Source organism: Chimaeribacter californicus (assembly GCF_002858675.1).
In the GTDB taxonomy this organism is placed as follows: Bacteria; Pseudomonadota; Gammaproteobacteria; order Enterobacterales; family Enterobacteriaceae; genus Chimaeribacter; species Chimaeribacter californicus.
In genome coordinates, this window is record NZ_PJZF01000007.1 from 149,347 (window position 1) to 164,346 (window position 15,000).

Here is a 15,000-nt window from a genome sequence, read left to right on the forward strand (position 1 = left end):
CGCTGCCATTTATCCGCCTGTGCGATCCACCGCCACCACCCTGGCCATCAGCGCCGGCAATTGCCGGTCAGAAAATACTTCAATGCCGTGACGGCGCAGCAGCTCCGTGGTGACGCCCACACCCGGCAGGGTCTGCCCGCGAAAGCCGCCGTCATAAATGCGTTGGCTGCCGCAAGAGGGGCTGCCGTCGGTCAGCAGCGCAAAACGGCACTGGTTGGCCTGCGCCATCTCCAGCGCCAGCCAGGCACCCAGCAGATAGCGCTCAGTCACGTCAGCGCCGCTCTGCTCCTGCACCCGCGCGCCCGCGGCCAGCACAGAGTAACGGCCGTGCTGCGGCTGAATCTCCGCCGGGGGGCGCGGGGTATCAAATCCGGCGGCCAGTTCCGGACAGAACACCACCAACCGTTGCTGGTCGCGCCAGGTACGGAGGGTATGCTGAAGCCGGGCCTTTTCGCTGCCGTTATAACGTACCGGCAGGCCATATAAGCAGGCGCTGATCAGGATATTTGAGGGGGGCATGGGCAAACCGCTGATTGAAAAATAAGGCAAAAGCATACCGGAGAACCGGGCGACGGCACGTGGCTTTTTTGAATGAGAAAGCAACAAGCTTGTAAGGGTATGTAACATCCTCAGCCGTCCGGATGCCCGGATGGCGCTGCGCGCTCAGGGCGGGGCAGCGCGGGTGAGCCGGGCGCTTGCGCAACCTGGGCTGCTTCGGCATGGCGGCGTCAGCGTGCATTCACGCTGCCACATTTTGGCACATTTCCAGAGAGAGAAAACTTGATGTGAGGTACCGCAGGCATTAGGGTTCGCCCCCTTCAAAAACGGGGATTCTGATGAAACGATCTTTTGGCTACGCCGCACACACCGCGCAAACCGCGCTGGCACCTTTCCACTTTGACCGCCGTGACACCGGGCCGGATGACGTCCGCATTGAGATCGCGTTTTGTGGCGTCTGCCACTCCGATCTGCACATGGCCCGCAATGAGTGGAACATGAGCCGCTACCCGCTGGTGCCGGGCCATGAGATTGTCGGCCATGTCACCGAAACCGGCGCCAATGTCAGCCGGTTCCAGGTGGGGCAGCGCGTCGGCGTGGGCGTGATGGTCGGTTCCTGCGGCCAGTGCGCGGCCTGCCATGAGGGCGAAGAACAGTATTGCGATAAAGGCTTCACCGCGACTTACAACGGTGAAGAGGCGGTAATGGGCGGCACCACCTTTGGCGGTTACGCCACCGACATCGTGGTCGCACAGGATTTTGTGGTGCGGGTGCCGGAACAGCTCGACCCCGCCGCCGTGGCGCCGCTGCTCTGCGCCGGTGTCACCACCTGGTCACCGCTGCGCCACTGGAACGTACAGCCCGGCCAGCGTGTCGGCGTGGTCGGCCTGGGCGGGCTGGGCCATATGGCAGTGAAACTGGCCACGGCAATGGGGGCAGAGGTGGTGCTGTTTACCACGTCGCCGGGCAAAGGTGAGGATGCGCTGCGCCTTGGTGCCAAACAGGTGGTGGTCTCCACCGATGCGCTCCAGATGGCCGCCCAGGCGAACCAGCTGGATCTGATCCTCAACTGCGTGGCCGCGCCGCATGACCTGAACCCCTACCTGGCGACGCTGAAAAGTAACGGCAATCTGATCCTGGTCGGCATCCCGGAAAGCCCGCATCAGGCCCCGGACATCACGCCGATGGTATTCAAACGCCTGAGCATTGCCGGTACCTCGATCGGCAGCATGAAAGAAACTCAGGAAATGCTCGATTTTTGTGGGGAACATGGCATCACTGCTGATGTCGAAGTAATTCGCATGGATGAAATTGAGCAGGCGTTTGCCCGCATGAGCCGTGGCGACGTTAAGTACCGCTTTGTGATCGATATGAACTCCCTCCGGGCAGAATAATCCTGCCCACTCCGTCGTAGCCCTCCCGCCTCCGGTGCAATGCCGGGGCGGACAGGCGGACGGCGCGCCTCATTCCCTTACTGAATGCACTGTTTTGCTCTAGGTGACTTTCATTTTTATCCATGTTTGAATAGCGGTTTCGGCTGCAATGTCAGCATATTGACGCCTTTTTAACCATCTTTAGCCCCATCAGGAAATGAGAGTGTTATGCAACCGCCCGCCCAACCGTCTGACGAGCATCAACGCCTGTCCACCCTCCGTGCCTACAATATTCTCGACACGCTGCCGGAAGAGCGCTTTGACCGCCTGACACGGCTGGCGCGGCGGCTGTTTGATGTGCCGATTGCGCTGGTGTCGCTGGTGGATATGAACCGCCAGTGGTTTAAGTCCTGCCAGGGCCTGGAGGTGCAGGAGATGCCGCGTGACGTCTCTTTCTGCGGCCATGCCATTCTGGAGGATGACATCATGGAAGTGCCGGACGCGCAGCACGACAGCCGGTTTCATGATAACCCGCTGGTAACCGGTGAGCCGGGCATCCGCTTTTATGCCGGTTGCCCGCTGACGGTGCCCAACGGCCTCAAGCTCGGCACCCTCTGCCTGATTGACACCGCCCCGCGCGTGCTGAATGAGGAAGACCGGATGCTGCTGCGCGACCTGGCCGCCATGGCGGAGCAGGAGATCACCGCCATGCATCTGGCGACCATGGATGAGCTGACGCAGATCTCCAACCGCCGCGGCTTTGAGGCGCTGGGCCAGCATGCGCTGGACGTCTGCCACCGGCTGGCGTTACCCGCCTCGCTGCTGTTTTTTGACATGAACGGCTTTAAAGCGATCAATGACACCTTTGGTCATGCCGAAGGCGACCTGGCACTGAAAACCTTTGCGGCACTGATGCGTGACAGCCTGCGCGACAGTGATGTGGTAGGGCGGCTGGGGGGCGACGAGTTCGCGGTACTGCTGACCAATGCCGGCCGGGAAGAGACGCAGCAGGCGCTGGCGCGGCTGCAGGACCATGTCGCCGGGTATAATGCCCAGAGCGGGCGCGGTTACGCATTACGTTACAGCGTGGGGCAGATTGAGTATAACGGCAGGTATGCGGTGCCGGTGGCCGACCTGCTGGCCCAGGCCGATGCGCTGATGTATGTGCAAAAGCGCGGCGGGTCGCCCCGGGGGTAACCCGGTCACCGCAATAAAAAAGGAGCCATCCCGGCTCCTTTTTTGTTTTTTACGCGGCAGCCTCAGTGGGTGTGGATCTCAATCTGCCCGCCGATGGTGACCTGATGGTAAACATGCTGCGGGACTTCAACCTGATAACAGCGGCCATCGTGCGTGACTTCAAGCACATAGCGCTCGCTCTCAAAAGACTCGATCGGGATGAAGCCGAAAAAGCCTTCCGCCACACTGAAAGTGCGCGTTGAGGGCAGGGCATAACGGCGGACAACGCGGGCGGCCAGCGGTGCCTGTTGGCCGGTGAGGGTACGCCAGGTCTGCGAAACCGGCGCCAGCACGGAGGCGCGCAGCGTGGCAGTGAACAGGGCTGCCTGAGTGGCCAGCCCGGCCAACGACGCAGAGACGCGGGCAGAGGTGCTCGTTTTCATGATCGTTACCTCGTGGTCAAAGTCGGCCCGCTTCACCAGGAAAACGGTTGCGGGGTCGCCTTCATATTTATAGTTATAACCGGGTAAGATCAAACTCTTTTTCCGTATAAGCAACCCCAGATGCGCACCTCCCTGAGGGAGAACGCTTTTTTTCTGCTCAGACGGTGGCCGGGCGGCGGCGTTTTTCAGCCAGTAACAGCGGGCAGGAGGGGCACATTTCGTGGTCACACAGCTCATAGCGCAGGCAGCACTGGCGGCGGAACGACGGGCTTTCCGCCACGGTCGGGATTTCACGGCGGGTGGGTTCGAACAGCGCATTTTTGCTGCCGTCGCACAGGGTACGGGCAGCGAGCAGGGCCTGGCCGGGCGTGACATCTGCGTTCACCAGCTCAGCCTGTTCAATGCCCCACTCGATGCGCACGGCGGCATTATTCCAGAAAATCCCCGGCTTCAGCCCGGCGAGATCCGCCAGGATCCGGCAGACCGGCGCAATGTGCTGCACCATGCCCGCGAACCGCATCAGCGGGTCGGACCCGGTGACCGGTTCGCCCTCTCCCTGCAACATAAATTGCAGCGGCAGGCCATCCTCATTGAGCTGGAACCAGACGCGGTCAGCGTTAATCGGTAATTGCCACTGGTGGGAGAGGTTCACAATCATCCACACCGGCAACAGGCGGGCAAAATACCATTGTGACCACATAGAGACGCGGGCGCGGTGTTCTGACGCATCATGGGCATTGAGGTAGTCAGCCAGCACGTCGCGCGCCCCTTCCGGCGTCAACAGGCGGCCGGCAGGCACCGTCCGCTCAGCATGCGCATCATAAGGGATGAACATGGTTTTGACCCAGTCCAGCGGGCCATCGGCAAAGGAGTCTAAAATTGTCAGCATCGTCATGCGCTTGGCACCAGGAATCTTTTTATTCGTCCTCCCGCCCCGGCATACACCCCGGCACGGCCTCTGCCGCTCAGTGTAAGCGACCCTGATAGGAAATGGTAATGATTTCGATTTGTATTATGATCTAAACGTGCGGCGGCCTTTCACGTCTGCCGTCAAAAAAGCCGCGTAAAAAGAGGGGAATAGCCCTCTCCCTGCAAATGCTAATGATAATAAATATCATTTCCATCTATGATTTTTTGTGTTTTATAATGCCGCCATTCACCCTTAACCCGCCTCTCCTGAGCGTGCCGTTACGCCGCACCAGGGAAGCGCGCTGCCGGAGATTGTCATGGCTGACCTGTACGCACACTACCTCGATATTAAAAAAACCCATCCGCGGCATTATGCCCGTGACATCGCCCGCCTGATGCAACGGAGTGAGGCGGAATTACTGGCGATCCGTACCGGGCATGATGCCCGGCGTCTGCAGCTTAACCCGGCGGCGTTGCTGGCCGCACTGGAGACAGTGGGTGAGACGCTCTCGATTACCCGTAACGAGTACGCGGTACATGAACAGCGCGGCTGCTACCAGAACCTGACCCTGACACCCCACGGTGGGCTGGTGCTTAACCCGCGTGCGCTGGATCAGCGCCTCTTTACCAGCCAGTGGCACTGCGCGTTTGCGCTGGACGAGGAGGTGCCGCAGGGCCGCCGCCACAGTATCCAGATCTTCGATCCGCAGGGCGAGGCAGTACTGAAAATCTATACCACGGCGCAGAGTGACAAGGTGGCCTGGCAGGCGCTGGTCACGCGCTTTGCTGCGCATGACAATCCGGCGCTGACGCTGAGCCCGGTACCGGCGCCGGTTGCCGCGGCCACCGATCTCACCGGGCTGGAGCAGGCGTGGCGGGCAATGACCAACGTGCATCAGTTTTTCCTGCTATTGAAAAAATACCGCACCACCCGCCAGCAGGCATTCCGCGCGGTGCCGGCCGATCTGGCCTGCCGGGTGGAAAACCGGGCGCTGGAGGAGATCCTGGCCGCCGCCTATCAGCAGCAGAATGAGATCATGATCTTCGTCGGCAACCGTGGCTGTGTGCAGATCTTTACCGGCGTGATTGAGAGCGTGCGCCCACAGCATGGCTGGCTGAATGTCTTCAACCCGGCCTTCACGTTGCATTTGCAACACCAGCGCATTGCCGAGAGCTGGGTCACCCGCAAACCGACCGCAGACGGCATGGTCACCAGCCTTGAATTGTTTGCGGAAGACGGTACGCAGATTGCCCAGCTCTATGGCCAGCGCACAGAAGGGCAGCCGGAACAGGCGATATGGCGTGAACAGCTGGCACGCTTGCCGGTTTGCCGCAGCGGGGAAGTGGCATGAGGCGCGCGCTCTGGTTATTGGTACTGCTGGCCGGCAATGCGGCTGCAGAGCGCGTTGTGACGATCGGGGGTGACGTTACGGAGATCGTCTACGCGCTGGGGGCAGGCGGGGAGCTGGTAGCCCGCGACAGCACCAGCACCCGCCCGGCGGCAGCCGGCGCACTGCCGGACGTCGGCTATATGCGCCAGCTCAATGCCGAAGGCATTCTGGCCATGCGGCCCTCGCTGGTGCTGGCGACCGCACAGGCTGCCCCGGCACTGGCGCTTGACCAAATCCGGCAGAGCGGGGTGGAGGTGATGATGGTGCCGCCCGCAGTGACGCTTGATCAAATCGCGGACAAGGTCGCTGTGGTGGCGCATGCACTGCACCGGGATTCACAGGGCGAAACGCTCAGCCGGCAACTGCGGGCACAGCTTGACCAGATGCATTACGCCGCGCTACCGACCAAGGTGTTGTTTATCATGAGCCACGGCGGCATGAGCACGCTGGTGGCCGGGCAACAGACGGCTGCCGATCAGGTGCTGGCCGCCGCCGGGGTGCGCAACGCCATGCAGGGCTTCAATGGCTATAAGCCGCTGTCAGCTGAGGGGGTGATCGCCGCTGCACCCGATCTGGTACTGGTCACCACTGACGGCCTGCGCACGCTGGGGGGGCAGGCGCAGGTCTGGGCACTGCCCGGCCTTCGCCTGACCCCGGCCGGCCGGGGCGGGCGCTTGCTGGTGCTGGATGATATGGCGCTGCTGGGCTTTGGGCCGGCCACCCCGGCGGCGGTCAGGCAACTGCGGGCGGCGGCGGCGCCAGCCCCGTGACGCGTCGCGGGCGGGTGTTCCGGCTGTTATTGATGGCGCTGTCACTGGCCGGGCTGATGCTGTTTGCCGCCCGTTCCGGTGCGCTTCCGCTGCCGCTTTCCCTGCTCTGGGAGCGGCAGGCCGCCGGACAGGTGTGGGCGATTTGGTTTGAGATCCGCCTGCCGCGCGTGTTGCTGGCGGTGATGGTGGGAACCGCGCTGGCCTTGGCGGGCAGTGTGATGCAGGGGGTATTCCGCAATGCGTTGGCAGACCCCGGCCTGCTGGGTGTCAGCAGCGGCGCGGCACTGGCGGTGGCGATTTCGGTGCTGCTGCCGTTGCCGTTGCCGTCCGGCCTGGCGCTGTATGCACCGGCATTCGCGGCGTTTATCGGCAGCCTGCTGGTGACCCTGGCGATTTTTCTGCTCTGCCGCAGCGGCCGCCAGCCGATGTCACGGCTGCTGCTGGCAGGGATCGCCATCAATGTACTGACCGGCGCTATCACCGGGTTGCTTTCCTGGTTGAGCAGCGATCAACAACTGCGCCAGCTCGCGTTGTGGGGCATGGGGAGCCTGGGGCAGGCGCAATGGCCGGCGTTGTGGGCGGTGGCGTCGCTGGTTATTCCGGCCTCTGCCGCCCTTTGGGGGTATGCCCGGCGGCTGAACCTGTTACAGCTGGGAGAGGAGGAGGCGCACTACCTGGGCGTACCGGTGCGGCAGACGCAGGCAGCATTGCTGATCCTCAGCGCATTGCTGACAGCGGCCGCGGTAGCCGTCAGCGGTATCATCGGCTTTATCGGGTTGGTCATTCCGCATCTTGCCCGGATGGTGATGGGTGCGGATCACCGTGCCCTGCTGCCGGCCTCCGCGCTGTTGGGTGCCATGCTGTTGCTGCTCTCTGACACCGTGGCGCGCACCGCCGTCGCCCCGGCGGAGATGCCGGTCGGTCTGCTCACCAGCCTGATTGGCGCGCCCTGGTTCCTCTGGCTGATGATCCGTAGAAACCGGGGGCAGGATGAGTGATCTATTGTGTGCAGAGCACCTCAGCTACCGGCTCGCCCGGCAACGGCTGATTGATGACGTATCACTGGCCTTTCCGGCAGGCCGCCTCATTGCGTTGATTGGCCCCAATGGTGCGGGCAAGTCAACCCTGCTGCGTTTGCTGAGTGGCTATCTGACACCGTCGGGCGGAGTATGCCGGCTCGATGGCCTCCCGCTGCACGCGTGGCCGCTGGCTGCCTTGTCGCGCCGCCGTGCGGTAATGCGGCAGGAGAGCCACCTGGCGTTTGCCTTTCCGGTACGGGAGGTGGTGCAGATGGGGCGTGCGCCGTGGCCCGCGCAAGGCAGTGATGCGATAGTCGGGCAGATTATGGAACTGACCGGCTGTGCACCGCTGGCCGGGCGTGACTACCGGCAACTCTCCGGCGGCGAGCAGCAGCGGGTGCGGGTGGCGCGCGCGCTGGCACAACTCTGGCAGGCCGATGGGCCGCAGGGGATGCTGTTTCTGGATGAGCCGACTTCCGCGCTTGACCTGCATCACCAGCAGCACCTGTTGCGGTTGTTGAAGCAGCTGACCCGCCGCTACCCGCTCACCGTGTGTTGTGTATTACACGATCTCAATCTGGCCGCTCTCTGGTCAGATGAACTCTGCCTGCTGGCGCAAGGCCGGCTGGTCGCACGCGGCAGCCCGGCGCAGGTGCTGCAGGGTGATCTGCTGGCCCGCTGCTATCAGGCAGACCTGTTGATGGGCAGCCACCCGGAGACCGGCACGCCTGCGCTGTTCCTGAAACCATAAAGTACTGAATAACAACAATAATCCCCTTCACCGGGGAAGGGTTCCCTTTGCTTTTTTTACGCTGGGTGCACGGCAAGCGATAATAACAACTTATTGATTTAAAGGTAAATTATGTCTTTCACCACCAGAAAAACTGCCTTAAGCCTCGCGATGACCGGTTTATTGGGCAGCGCTATGCCGCCGGCACAGGCTGCCACGGGCACCGTGACAACCCCGGCGCAACACAGCGCAGAAGAGGGCGAGCAATTACTGGTTTTGTCTCCGCCGGTGCCGGTGCAGGCGGGCAGCAAAACGACGCTAAGCGCCGGGCAGATTCAGCAGAACGGCAGTAATAATTTCGGCACGCTGATGCGTTACCAGCCGCTGGTGAGCGCCACCGGCTCCAGCAGTGGCTCAACCGCCGGCAAGAGCGGCTTCGACCGCGCCGGGTATACCGGGTATAACATCCGTGGGCTGGAGTCGAACCGGGTCGGCATTGAGGTGGACGGCATCGAGATGCCGCAAGCAACCGGCCGCAGTTACGCCGGGCGGGCCGGGCTGGGCACGTCCGGCATCGGCCGTGACTATCTCGACCCGTATATGTACCAGCAGGTCGAGATTGAATCCGGCCCGACATCCGTTGAGGTGGCCAACAATGCGATTGGCGGGCGGGTCTCTTTTTTGCCGAAATCGGCCGCCGGCTACTTACGCCCCGGCAAAACCACCTATTTTGGCTACCAGAGTGACTATGACTCCGCTGACCGCGGCTGGCATAACGGGTTAACGCTGGCGGGCGGCGATTCCATTTTGCAGGGGATGCTGGTAATAAGCCGCCGCGACGGCCAGGAGACCAGCAACAACAGTGGTGAACTCTCCAGTTATCCGGAGAACTGGCACTCTACTGCGCTGCTCGCCTCCGGTTCCTGGCTGGCGACTGACGAACACCGGCTGACCGCCACCCTCGACTACTACCATAAAACCACCCACAGTCAGTACGACAGCTGGAACGATGCCGGCTCGGCGATTGTGGGTACTGCCCACCAGAGCGGCAACACCCGGCGGCTGGGCATCACGCTGAAAGATACGTGGGTGCCGCTGGAGAATGCATGGGTTGACCGGGTGGATACACAGATCTACCGGCAGATCACCGAAGCCCATGACAATACCCTGATCCCGGGCAGCAGCGGTACGGTGACGCGGGTGCTTTCCGACTATAATGTGACCCGCTATGGGTTGGAAACCACCCTGGCGAAGGCGATCGGGCGGCACGACCTACGCTGGGGGCTGAATGCCGGCCAGAGCAAAACAGAGCGGCCGTTCAGCCAGGATCCGGTACAGAGCGGGGCCGCCGCCATTATGCAGCCGGAGGCTGACAGCCATACCGAGACGCTTGGCGCATTCCTGCAGGACAACATCACCTTTGACCTCAACGGCCATACCCTGGCCGTGGTGCCGGGCGTGCGCGCGGCTTACCAGAAAACGCGTGCGCAAAATCTCTCGTCGCTCTCTGCCAACAGCAGCGTTCTCAGCGAAGGGGAGGTGGCAACGCTCTACGGCAGCAGTAACAGCGACAGCCAGCTCCTGCCGTCGCTGGGACTTATCTACAACCTGACACCGGCGCTGAGCACCTATATCCAGTACCGGCGCGGTGCGCAGTTCCCGAATGCCAGCCAGCTTTACGGCAGCTGGAATCTCGGTTCCAGCTATGCCGGGCGCGCGCAGTATGCGCTGATCGGCAGCCCGGATCTGAAAACCGAGACCAGCAACAACCTCGAATGGGGAATAAAAGGCGAGGCGGCGAAGGGCATCACGTTCCATACCGCCCTCTTCTACAACAGCTATAAGAACTTTATCGCTGAGACGCGCTACACCCGTTTGGCCAACCCGGCGGTGTTTGCCACGGTGCCGGGCAATATTTACACCGTCTATAAGGAAGAGAACCGCGATAAGGCGTACATCTATGGCGCAGAGTTGACCAGCAGGGTTGAGTTCGGCACCTGGGTGGATGAACTGCGCGGGCTGGGTGCCAATATTGGGCTTGGCTACAGCAAAGGCCAGGCGAAATCAGCCTATGAGGGCGACAAATATGTTGACCTCGACAGCGTGCCGCCGATGAAAGCAGTGTTGGGGTTAAGCTGGGATGCGCCGGATCGCGCCTATGGCGGGGCTGTCACCACTACGCTGGTGAAGGGTAAACGCGCCACTGCCACCAGCCGCCAGACTTACAGCAACAGCGGCACGGCATTGGCGGATACCACCACCACCTATATGCGCATTCCCGGTTATGCACTGGCAGATTTGACGGCCTACTGGCAGGTGGCCGCCCATGTGAAGCTGAGCGGCGGTATCTATAACCTGACCGACCGCAAATACTGGGACTATCTGAGCAGCCGCACCCTGACTGACACCGGCCTGCAGGACAGTTACAACCAGGCACTGGCCGTGCAACCCGGGCGTACCTTCCAGCTGGCGGTAAACGTCGATTTCTGACGCAGCGCCACGGCTTTCACATCTGTTTAAGGGCGGCTATGCCGCCCTTTTTTGCGGGGGTAAACAAGGCACAGCCGTCGCGGCATCTGCCTAAAAGACTTTTACGGCCAGTTCGGTACTGCCTTTGATCGGCAGCGACACTGAGATAAAGCTGTTAGCCGGGTTGCGGATGTAGCTGATAAAATCAGGTTCAGCGTTATCATTGAGTACATATCCCCCCACCCGCAATTGCGGGGCAACCACCTGCAGCACCTCATAAGCCAGCGAATGGCCGCTGTTTCCAGGCCAGCCATCAATCAGCACAAAATCAACCGGGCCGCCGAGATCTTTCAGCGTGTGGCGTGCATCACCCGACCGTATATCGGCATAATCTGCCAGCCCGGCTTCCGCCAGGTTGCGCCGGGCCACCTCCGCTTTTTCCGGCACCAGCTCAGCGCCAATCACCTGGCCGCCGGTCTCTTTCATCGCTGCTGCAAAATAGAGTGCTGACATGCCGATCGAGGTGGCGAAATCCACTACCCGCGTGGCGCGCATCGCCCGGCAGAGCAGATAAATCAGCTCGCCTTGTGCTGGATGGATAGAGAAACCATGCTCGGCAAATGCCGCGGGATCGGTGATCATCGCTTCACGCGAACCTTGCGCCGGAAAGGTGCGGGTGCTGTCGAGCCGGGTAATCACTGCCAGAATGTGCGGATCGGTAATCGTATTATTCGCAAGCTGGAAAGGAGGATGTTCTTTCATGTGGGTCACCGTGGGATGTCAGGGATAGAGGAAAAAGGGCGCTGATCTGGCGGGCGGTCTCCTCAAGCAGGGTCGTCAGGCGGAGCAGATCGGCAACGGAGCCGCGCCGATCGCCGATCGCCTCCCCGAGATTAAACGTCAGTTGCGTCAGCGCACTGTCAAGGGCAGGGAAACCGCTGCCTTCGGCGATGGCCAGCAGGTGCAGCCTTTTACGGATCAGCGCAACCGGCTGGGCATTCACGTTGAGCAGCGCACGGCCAACAATTGTTGCGCTGAAACAGGCGCGCCCGGCGTGGTCGGCCCGGGCTACCGCATACCCTTCAGTCAGTAAACGCGCCAGCACCTTCTCCAGCCGTGCAGAGCCGGGCAAATAGGCACCGTATGAACAGGCGGCCACCGCCTGATGTATGGCCTGCGGATGCCGGGGATGCAGTATGATCAGCTGTAAAACCAGCAGCAGCAGTTCATTTTTACTCAGCAACCGGGGCCGCCGTGCCGGTAGCTCCGCCTCTGCGGGAGGGGTATGCGCCTGGGAATCACTGCCGGTCATATTGAGTCATCCGCTATGGAAAAAATATATCCAAGATATATCTTGGGTGCGGGAGAGGGTCAAGCGGGATCGTGATAACAGAGGAAGGTGTGATTAACTTAACCCGCTGTTTTTGTGCAAAAAAGAAGGCATTGTAAGGCAGTGGTTAAGTGAGGTAAGCAGATGTAAAAAAGCGGGGGCGCACCCCCGCTGCATTATCATGCGATCATACCGCTCAGGCGCAGCACATTACGCACGACCTCACGCTTCTCTTCGCTCAAAGGTTGTGCCGGTTGCAGGGAGTGTACCGGAATATCTACCCCGGCCTGGCGGATCGCCTCTTTCACCACATTATAGAAGGGCGTGTCCAGGCTATAGAGCTGGGGAATATGTGACAACCGCTGTTGCAGGCCGATAATGGTCGCAAACTCCTGCGTCTTCCATGCCCGGTAGATGCCGCAGGTCAGTTCCGGGGCGAAGTTGGCACTGGCCGGAATGCAGCCATCGCCCCCCAGAATCAGCGTGCCGAACAGGTACTCGTCATACCCGGCGAACACGGCGAAGTCCGGCCGTACCGGTTTTACCGCCTGGATGGTTTCACGGAGGTGGCTGAGGGTGTCCACCGTGTCTTTCAGGCCGACTATGTTCGGGCAGCGCTCTGCCAGGGTTTTGATCAGGGAGACCGGGATGTTCTGGCCGGTCAGCGCCGGGAAATTGTAGAGCAGAATCGGCAGCGGCGAGGCGTCGGCCAGCGTCTGATAGTAGCGGCCGAGGTTCTCTTCAGAGAGCGGGTTGTAATAGGGGTTTACCACCACCACGCCATCCGCCCCGCAGCCGTGGGCGTGGGCGATCAGCGACTGTGTTTCCCGCGTGCCGGGGTGTGCCGCACCAATCAGCACCGGCACCCGGCCGGCAACGTGTGCGGTACAGAATTCAGCCACTTCATGACGCAAGGCACTGCCCATATGCGCAAACTCCCCGGCGCTGCCAAGGAAAAACACGCCGTTCACGCCGCCTTCAATCACATGGTCAATCAACCGCGCCATGCCGGGGCGATCGAGTTGTTCATCAGCGTTTAAAATCGTGGGCACCGGGGGAATGACACCGGAAAAGATCGGGGTAGCCATAAGGAATCTCCATGTTAAAGGGTGGGCCGCAGGCAGCGGAAAAGTTGGAACGGTGTTTTATTTATAAGCGATGTCACCGGGAAAACCTGTGTACTGTTTAACATTGCAGCAACTTGCGGTAAAAAGTGGCGGCCGGGTCACATCATCACGGGTGAAGAACAGGTCTGCCTGATTTTTGTTACAACATACTTAAAAACCATCACCACACCCACCGGGGAACGTACCAGCATGGGCGGAAAAGGCGGAGGCAAGGTGCGGGATTTTTCTGCACGGATCGGTAATACAGTGAAAACGGGCAGGGTGACAGGCCAGGTAAGAGAGATGCAGGTGAAGAATACAGGCGAAAAAAAGCAGGGCGGGTGCCCTGCTCAGGTGAATGAAGACGGGATCAGACGTTGAACAGGAAGTTCATCACGTCGCCATCTTTCACGATGTACTCTTTGCCTTCGGAGCGCATTTTGCCGGCTTCTTTGGCACCTTGCTCACCTTTGTAGGTGATGAAGTCATCAAAAGCGATGGTCTGGGCGCGGATAAAGCCTTTTTCGAAATCGGTGTGGATCTTACCGGCGGCCTGCGGGGCGGTGGCACCCACGGGAATCGTCCAGGCGCGCACTTCTTTTACCCCGGCGGTGAAGTAGGTTTGCAGGTTCAGCAACTCGTAACCGGCGCGGATCACGCGGTTCAGGCCCGGCTCTTCCAGGCCCAGCTCTGCCATAAACTCGGCGCGGTCTTCATCTTCCAGCTCAGCGATGTCAGATTCCACCGCCGCACAGACGGCCACTACCACGGAGCCTTCGGCCGCGGCGATTTCACGGACTTTGTCGAGGTACGGGTTGTTCTCGAAGCCATCTTCGTTGACGTTGGCGATATACATGGTGGGCTTCAGCGTCAGGAAGCTCAGGTAGCGGATCGCGGCCTTGTCTTCGGCGCTCAGGTCGAGTGCGCGCAGCATCCCGGCGTTTTCCAGTTGCGGCAGGCATTTCTCCAGCGCGGCCAGCTCAGCTTTGGCGTCTTTGTCACCGCCTTTGGCTTTCTTCTGCACACGCTGAATAGCGCGTTCGCAGGTGTCGAGGTCAGAGAGCGCCAGCTCGGTGTTGATGACGTCAATGTCATCCGCCGGGTCAACTTTGTTGTTCACGTGGATGATGTTGTCATTCTCAAAACAGCGCACCACGTGGCCGATGGCCTCAGTCTCACGGATGTTGGTCAGGAACTGGTTGCCCAGGCCTTCACCCTTGGACGCGCCTTTCACCAGACCGGCAATGTCGACGAATTCCATGGTGGTCGGCACCACACGCTGAGGTTTGACGATCGCACTCAGTTGGTCCAGACGCAGATCCGGCATCGGCACCACACCGGTGTTGGGTTCTATGGTGCAGAACGGAAAGTTCGCCGCCTCAATACCCGCTTTGGTCAGGGCGTTGAACAGCGTAGATTTACCCACGTTCGGCAGGCCGACGATACCGCATTTGAATCCCATGTTTATATCACCTTAATCGCTTAAATATCATGCGGTTAATATAGGCCGCATTATTGAATTGCACACTTACCCCTTATTATACACGGAAAGCGTGTTTATCTCGATCCGCATCTGGCCATGCCCTTCGGGCTTGCCTTTGCCACACGCTTTGCCGATACTGCTACAACTTTTTAACTGACAGGAAACGCGCCGGATGTATTTTCTGCCTGGTCCACCCTGAGCTTTCCCCCCTCTTAGCAGCCTGATGCGCTGCACTTCACTGCGCCTGCGGTGATCTCATATTCCCCTTAGGGGGAAGCAGTTGTGCTACCCAAATAAAATATG

Annotated in this window: 15 protein-coding genes; 8 read left to right on the plus strand and 7 right to left on the minus strand. The window is 60.6% G+C overall.

Annotation, left to right across the window (positions count from 1 at the left end):
* Window positions 1–9: 9 nt before the first annotated feature.
* On the minus strand, window positions 10–519 hold the full coding sequence (locus tag CYR55_RS10545) for a 2-thiouracil desulfurase family protein (protein WP_101816161.1): 510 nt from the start codon (window positions 517–519) through the stop codon (window positions 10–12).
* Window positions 520–836: 317 nt separating this feature from the next.
* Here CYR55_RS10545 and CYR55_RS10550 point away from each other — a divergent pair, with 317 nt between their 5' ends.
* Window positions 837–1,892: an NAD(P)-dependent alcohol dehydrogenase gene (locus tag CYR55_RS10550; protein ID WP_101816097.1), complete on the plus strand. Its 1,056-nt coding sequence runs from the start codon at window positions 837–839 to the stop codon at window positions 1,890–1,892.
* Between the two features lie 207 nt (window positions 1,893–2,099).
* Window positions 2,100–3,068, plus strand: coding sequence for a sensor domain-containing diguanylate cyclase (locus CYR55_RS10555; protein WP_101816098.1), 969 nt, complete (start codon window positions 2,100–2,102; stop codon window positions 3,066–3,068).
* A gap of 62 nt (window positions 3,069–3,130) precedes the next feature.
* Here CYR55_RS10555 and CYR55_RS10560 read toward each other — a convergent pair whose 3' ends face one another.
* Window positions 3,131–3,490, minus strand: coding sequence for a hypothetical protein (locus tag CYR55_RS10560; protein WP_101816162.1), 360 nt, complete (start codon window positions 3,488–3,490; stop codon window positions 3,131–3,133).
* A 157-nt stretch (window positions 3,491–3,647) separates the two neighbouring features.
* On the minus strand, window positions 3,648–4,385 hold the full coding sequence (gene fhuF, locus CYR55_RS10565; RefSeq protein WP_241522127.1) for a siderophore-iron reductase FhuF: 738 nt from the start codon (window positions 4,383–4,385) through the stop codon (window positions 3,648–3,650).
* 331 nt (window positions 4,386–4,716) lie between these two features.
* Between fhuF and CYR55_RS10570 the strand changes: the two genes are divergently transcribed.
* The 5 genes from CYR55_RS10570 (at window position 4,717) to CYR55_RS10590 (ending at window position 10,799) form a co-directional block, all read left to right on the plus strand.
* The gene (locus tag CYR55_RS10570; protein ID WP_101816100.1) at window positions 4,717–5,751 is read left to right on the plus strand and encodes a hemin-degrading factor; all 1,035 of its coding nucleotides are present in this window, start codon (window positions 4,717–4,719) and stop codon (window positions 5,749–5,751) included.
* Window positions 5,748–6,560: a heme/hemin ABC transporter substrate-binding protein gene (locus tag CYR55_RS10575; protein ID WP_101816101.1), complete on the plus strand. Its 813-nt coding sequence runs from the start codon at window positions 5,748–5,750 to the stop codon at window positions 6,558–6,560. Before CYR55_RS10570 ends, CYR55_RS10575 begins: the two co-directional genes overlap by 4 nt.
* Before the next feature lie 32 nt (window positions 6,561–6,592).
* Window positions 6,593–7,558: a FecCD family ABC transporter permease gene (locus CYR55_RS10580; RefSeq protein WP_101816163.1), complete on the plus strand. Its 966-nt coding sequence runs from the start codon at window positions 6,593–6,595 to the stop codon at window positions 7,556–7,558.
* Window positions 7,551–8,330, plus strand: a complete 780-nt coding sequence (locus CYR55_RS10585) for a heme ABC transporter ATP-binding protein (protein ID WP_101816102.1) — start codon at window positions 7,551–7,553, stop codon at window positions 8,328–8,330. The genes CYR55_RS10580 and CYR55_RS10585 overlap by 8 nt, the downstream gene beginning before the upstream one ends.
* Before the next feature lie 111 nt (window positions 8,331–8,441).
* On the plus strand, window positions 8,442–10,799 hold the full coding sequence (locus CYR55_RS10590; RefSeq protein WP_101816103.1) for a TonB-dependent hemoglobin/transferrin/lactoferrin family receptor: 2,358 nt from the start codon (window positions 8,442–8,444) through the stop codon (window positions 10,797–10,799).
* A 90-nt stretch (window positions 10,800–10,889) separates the two neighbouring features.
* Here the strand turns inward: CYR55_RS10590 and CYR55_RS10595 are convergent, their stop codons facing one another.
* The 3 genes from CYR55_RS10595 to CYR55_RS10605 all read right to left on the minus strand — a co-directional run bounded on the left by CYR55_RS10595 (window position 10,890) and on the right by CYR55_RS10605 (window position 13,196).
* Entirely contained in the window at window positions 10,890–11,540 is a 651-nt protein-coding gene (locus CYR55_RS10595; protein WP_101816104.1) for an O-methyltransferase, read from the minus strand.
* Window positions 11,506–12,090 (minus strand): hypothetical protein, encoded by a 585-nt coding sequence (locus CYR55_RS10600; RefSeq protein ID WP_146000974.1) that lies wholly within the window; start codon window positions 12,088–12,090, stop codon window positions 11,506–11,508. Before CYR55_RS10600 ends, CYR55_RS10595 begins: the two co-directional genes overlap by 35 nt.
* 197 nt (window positions 12,091–12,287) lie before the next feature.
* Complete coding sequence (locus CYR55_RS10605) at window positions 12,288–13,196, minus strand: dihydrodipicolinate synthase family protein (protein ID WP_101816106.1); 909 nt, start codon at window positions 13,194–13,196, stop codon at window positions 12,288–12,290.
* 21 nt (window positions 13,197–13,217) lie between these two features.
* On the opposite strand from CYR55_RS10605, the gene CYR55_RS10610 reads away from it, so the two are divergent.
* Window positions 13,218–13,595 (plus strand): hypothetical protein, encoded by a 378-nt coding sequence (locus CYR55_RS10610; RefSeq protein ID WP_101816107.1) that lies wholly within the window; start codon window positions 13,218–13,220, stop codon window positions 13,593–13,595.
* Here the strand turns inward: CYR55_RS10610 and ychF are convergent.
* Window positions 13,585–14,676, minus strand: a complete 1,092-nt coding sequence (gene ychF / locus CYR55_RS10615) for a redox-regulated ATPase YchF (RefSeq protein ID WP_101816108.1) — start codon at window positions 14,674–14,676, stop codon at window positions 13,585–13,587. The genes CYR55_RS10610 and ychF overlap by 11 nt on opposite strands.
* Window positions 14,677–15,000 lie beyond the last annotated feature (324 nt).

Bases quoted from the DNA above. Each gene is read 5' to 3' on its own strand.
- CYR55_RS10595 (WP_101816104.1), bottom strand. From the start codon at position 11,540: ATGAAAGAACATCCTCCTTTCCAGCTTGCGAATAATACGATTACCGAT.
- CYR55_RS10600 (WP_146000974.1), bottom strand. From the start codon at position 12,090: ATGACCGGCAGTGATTCCCAGGCGCATACCCCTCCCGCAGAGGCGGAG.
- CYR55_RS10545 (WP_101816161.1), bottom strand. From the start codon at position 519: ATGCCCCCCTCAAATATCCTGATCAGCGCCTGCTTATATGGCCTGCCG.
- CYR55_RS10550 (WP_101816097.1), top strand. From the start codon at position 837: ATGAAACGATCTTTTGGCTACGCCGCACACACCGCGCAAACCGCGCTG.
- CYR55_RS10580 (WP_101816163.1), top strand. From the start codon at position 6,593: ATGGCGCTGTCACTGGCCGGGCTGATGCTGTTTGCCGCCCGTTCCGGT.
- CYR55_RS10590 (WP_101816103.1), top strand. From the start codon at position 8,442: ATGTCTTTCACCACCAGAAAAACTGCCTTAAGCCTCGCGATGACCGGT.
- fhuF (WP_241522127.1), bottom strand. From the start codon at position 4,385: ATGACGATGCTGACAATTTTAGACTCCTTTGCCGATGGCCCGCTGGAC.
- CYR55_RS10560 (WP_101816162.1), bottom strand. From the start codon at position 3,490: ATGAAAACGAGCACCTCTGCCCGCGTCTCTGCGTCGTTGGCCGGGCTG.
- CYR55_RS10555 (WP_101816098.1), top strand. From the start codon at position 2,100: ATGCAACCGCCCGCCCAACCGTCTGACGAGCATCAACGCCTGTCCACC.
- CYR55_RS10605 (WP_101816106.1), bottom strand. From the start codon at position 13,196: ATGGCTACCCCGATCTTTTCCGGTGTCATTCCCCCGGTGCCCACGATT.
- CYR55_RS10585 (WP_101816102.1), top strand. From the start codon at position 7,551: ATGAGTGATCTATTGTGTGCAGAGCACCTCAGCTACCGGCTCGCCCGG.
- CYR55_RS10575 (WP_101816101.1), top strand. From the start codon at position 5,748: ATGAGGCGCGCGCTCTGGTTATTGGTACTGCTGGCCGGCAATGCGGCT.
- CYR55_RS10570 (WP_101816100.1), top strand. From the start codon at position 4,717: ATGGCTGACCTGTACGCACACTACCTCGATATTAAAAAAACCCATCCG.
- ychF (WP_101816108.1), bottom strand. From the start codon at position 14,676: ATGGGATTCAAATGCGGTATCGTCGGCCTGCCGAACGTGGGTAAATCT.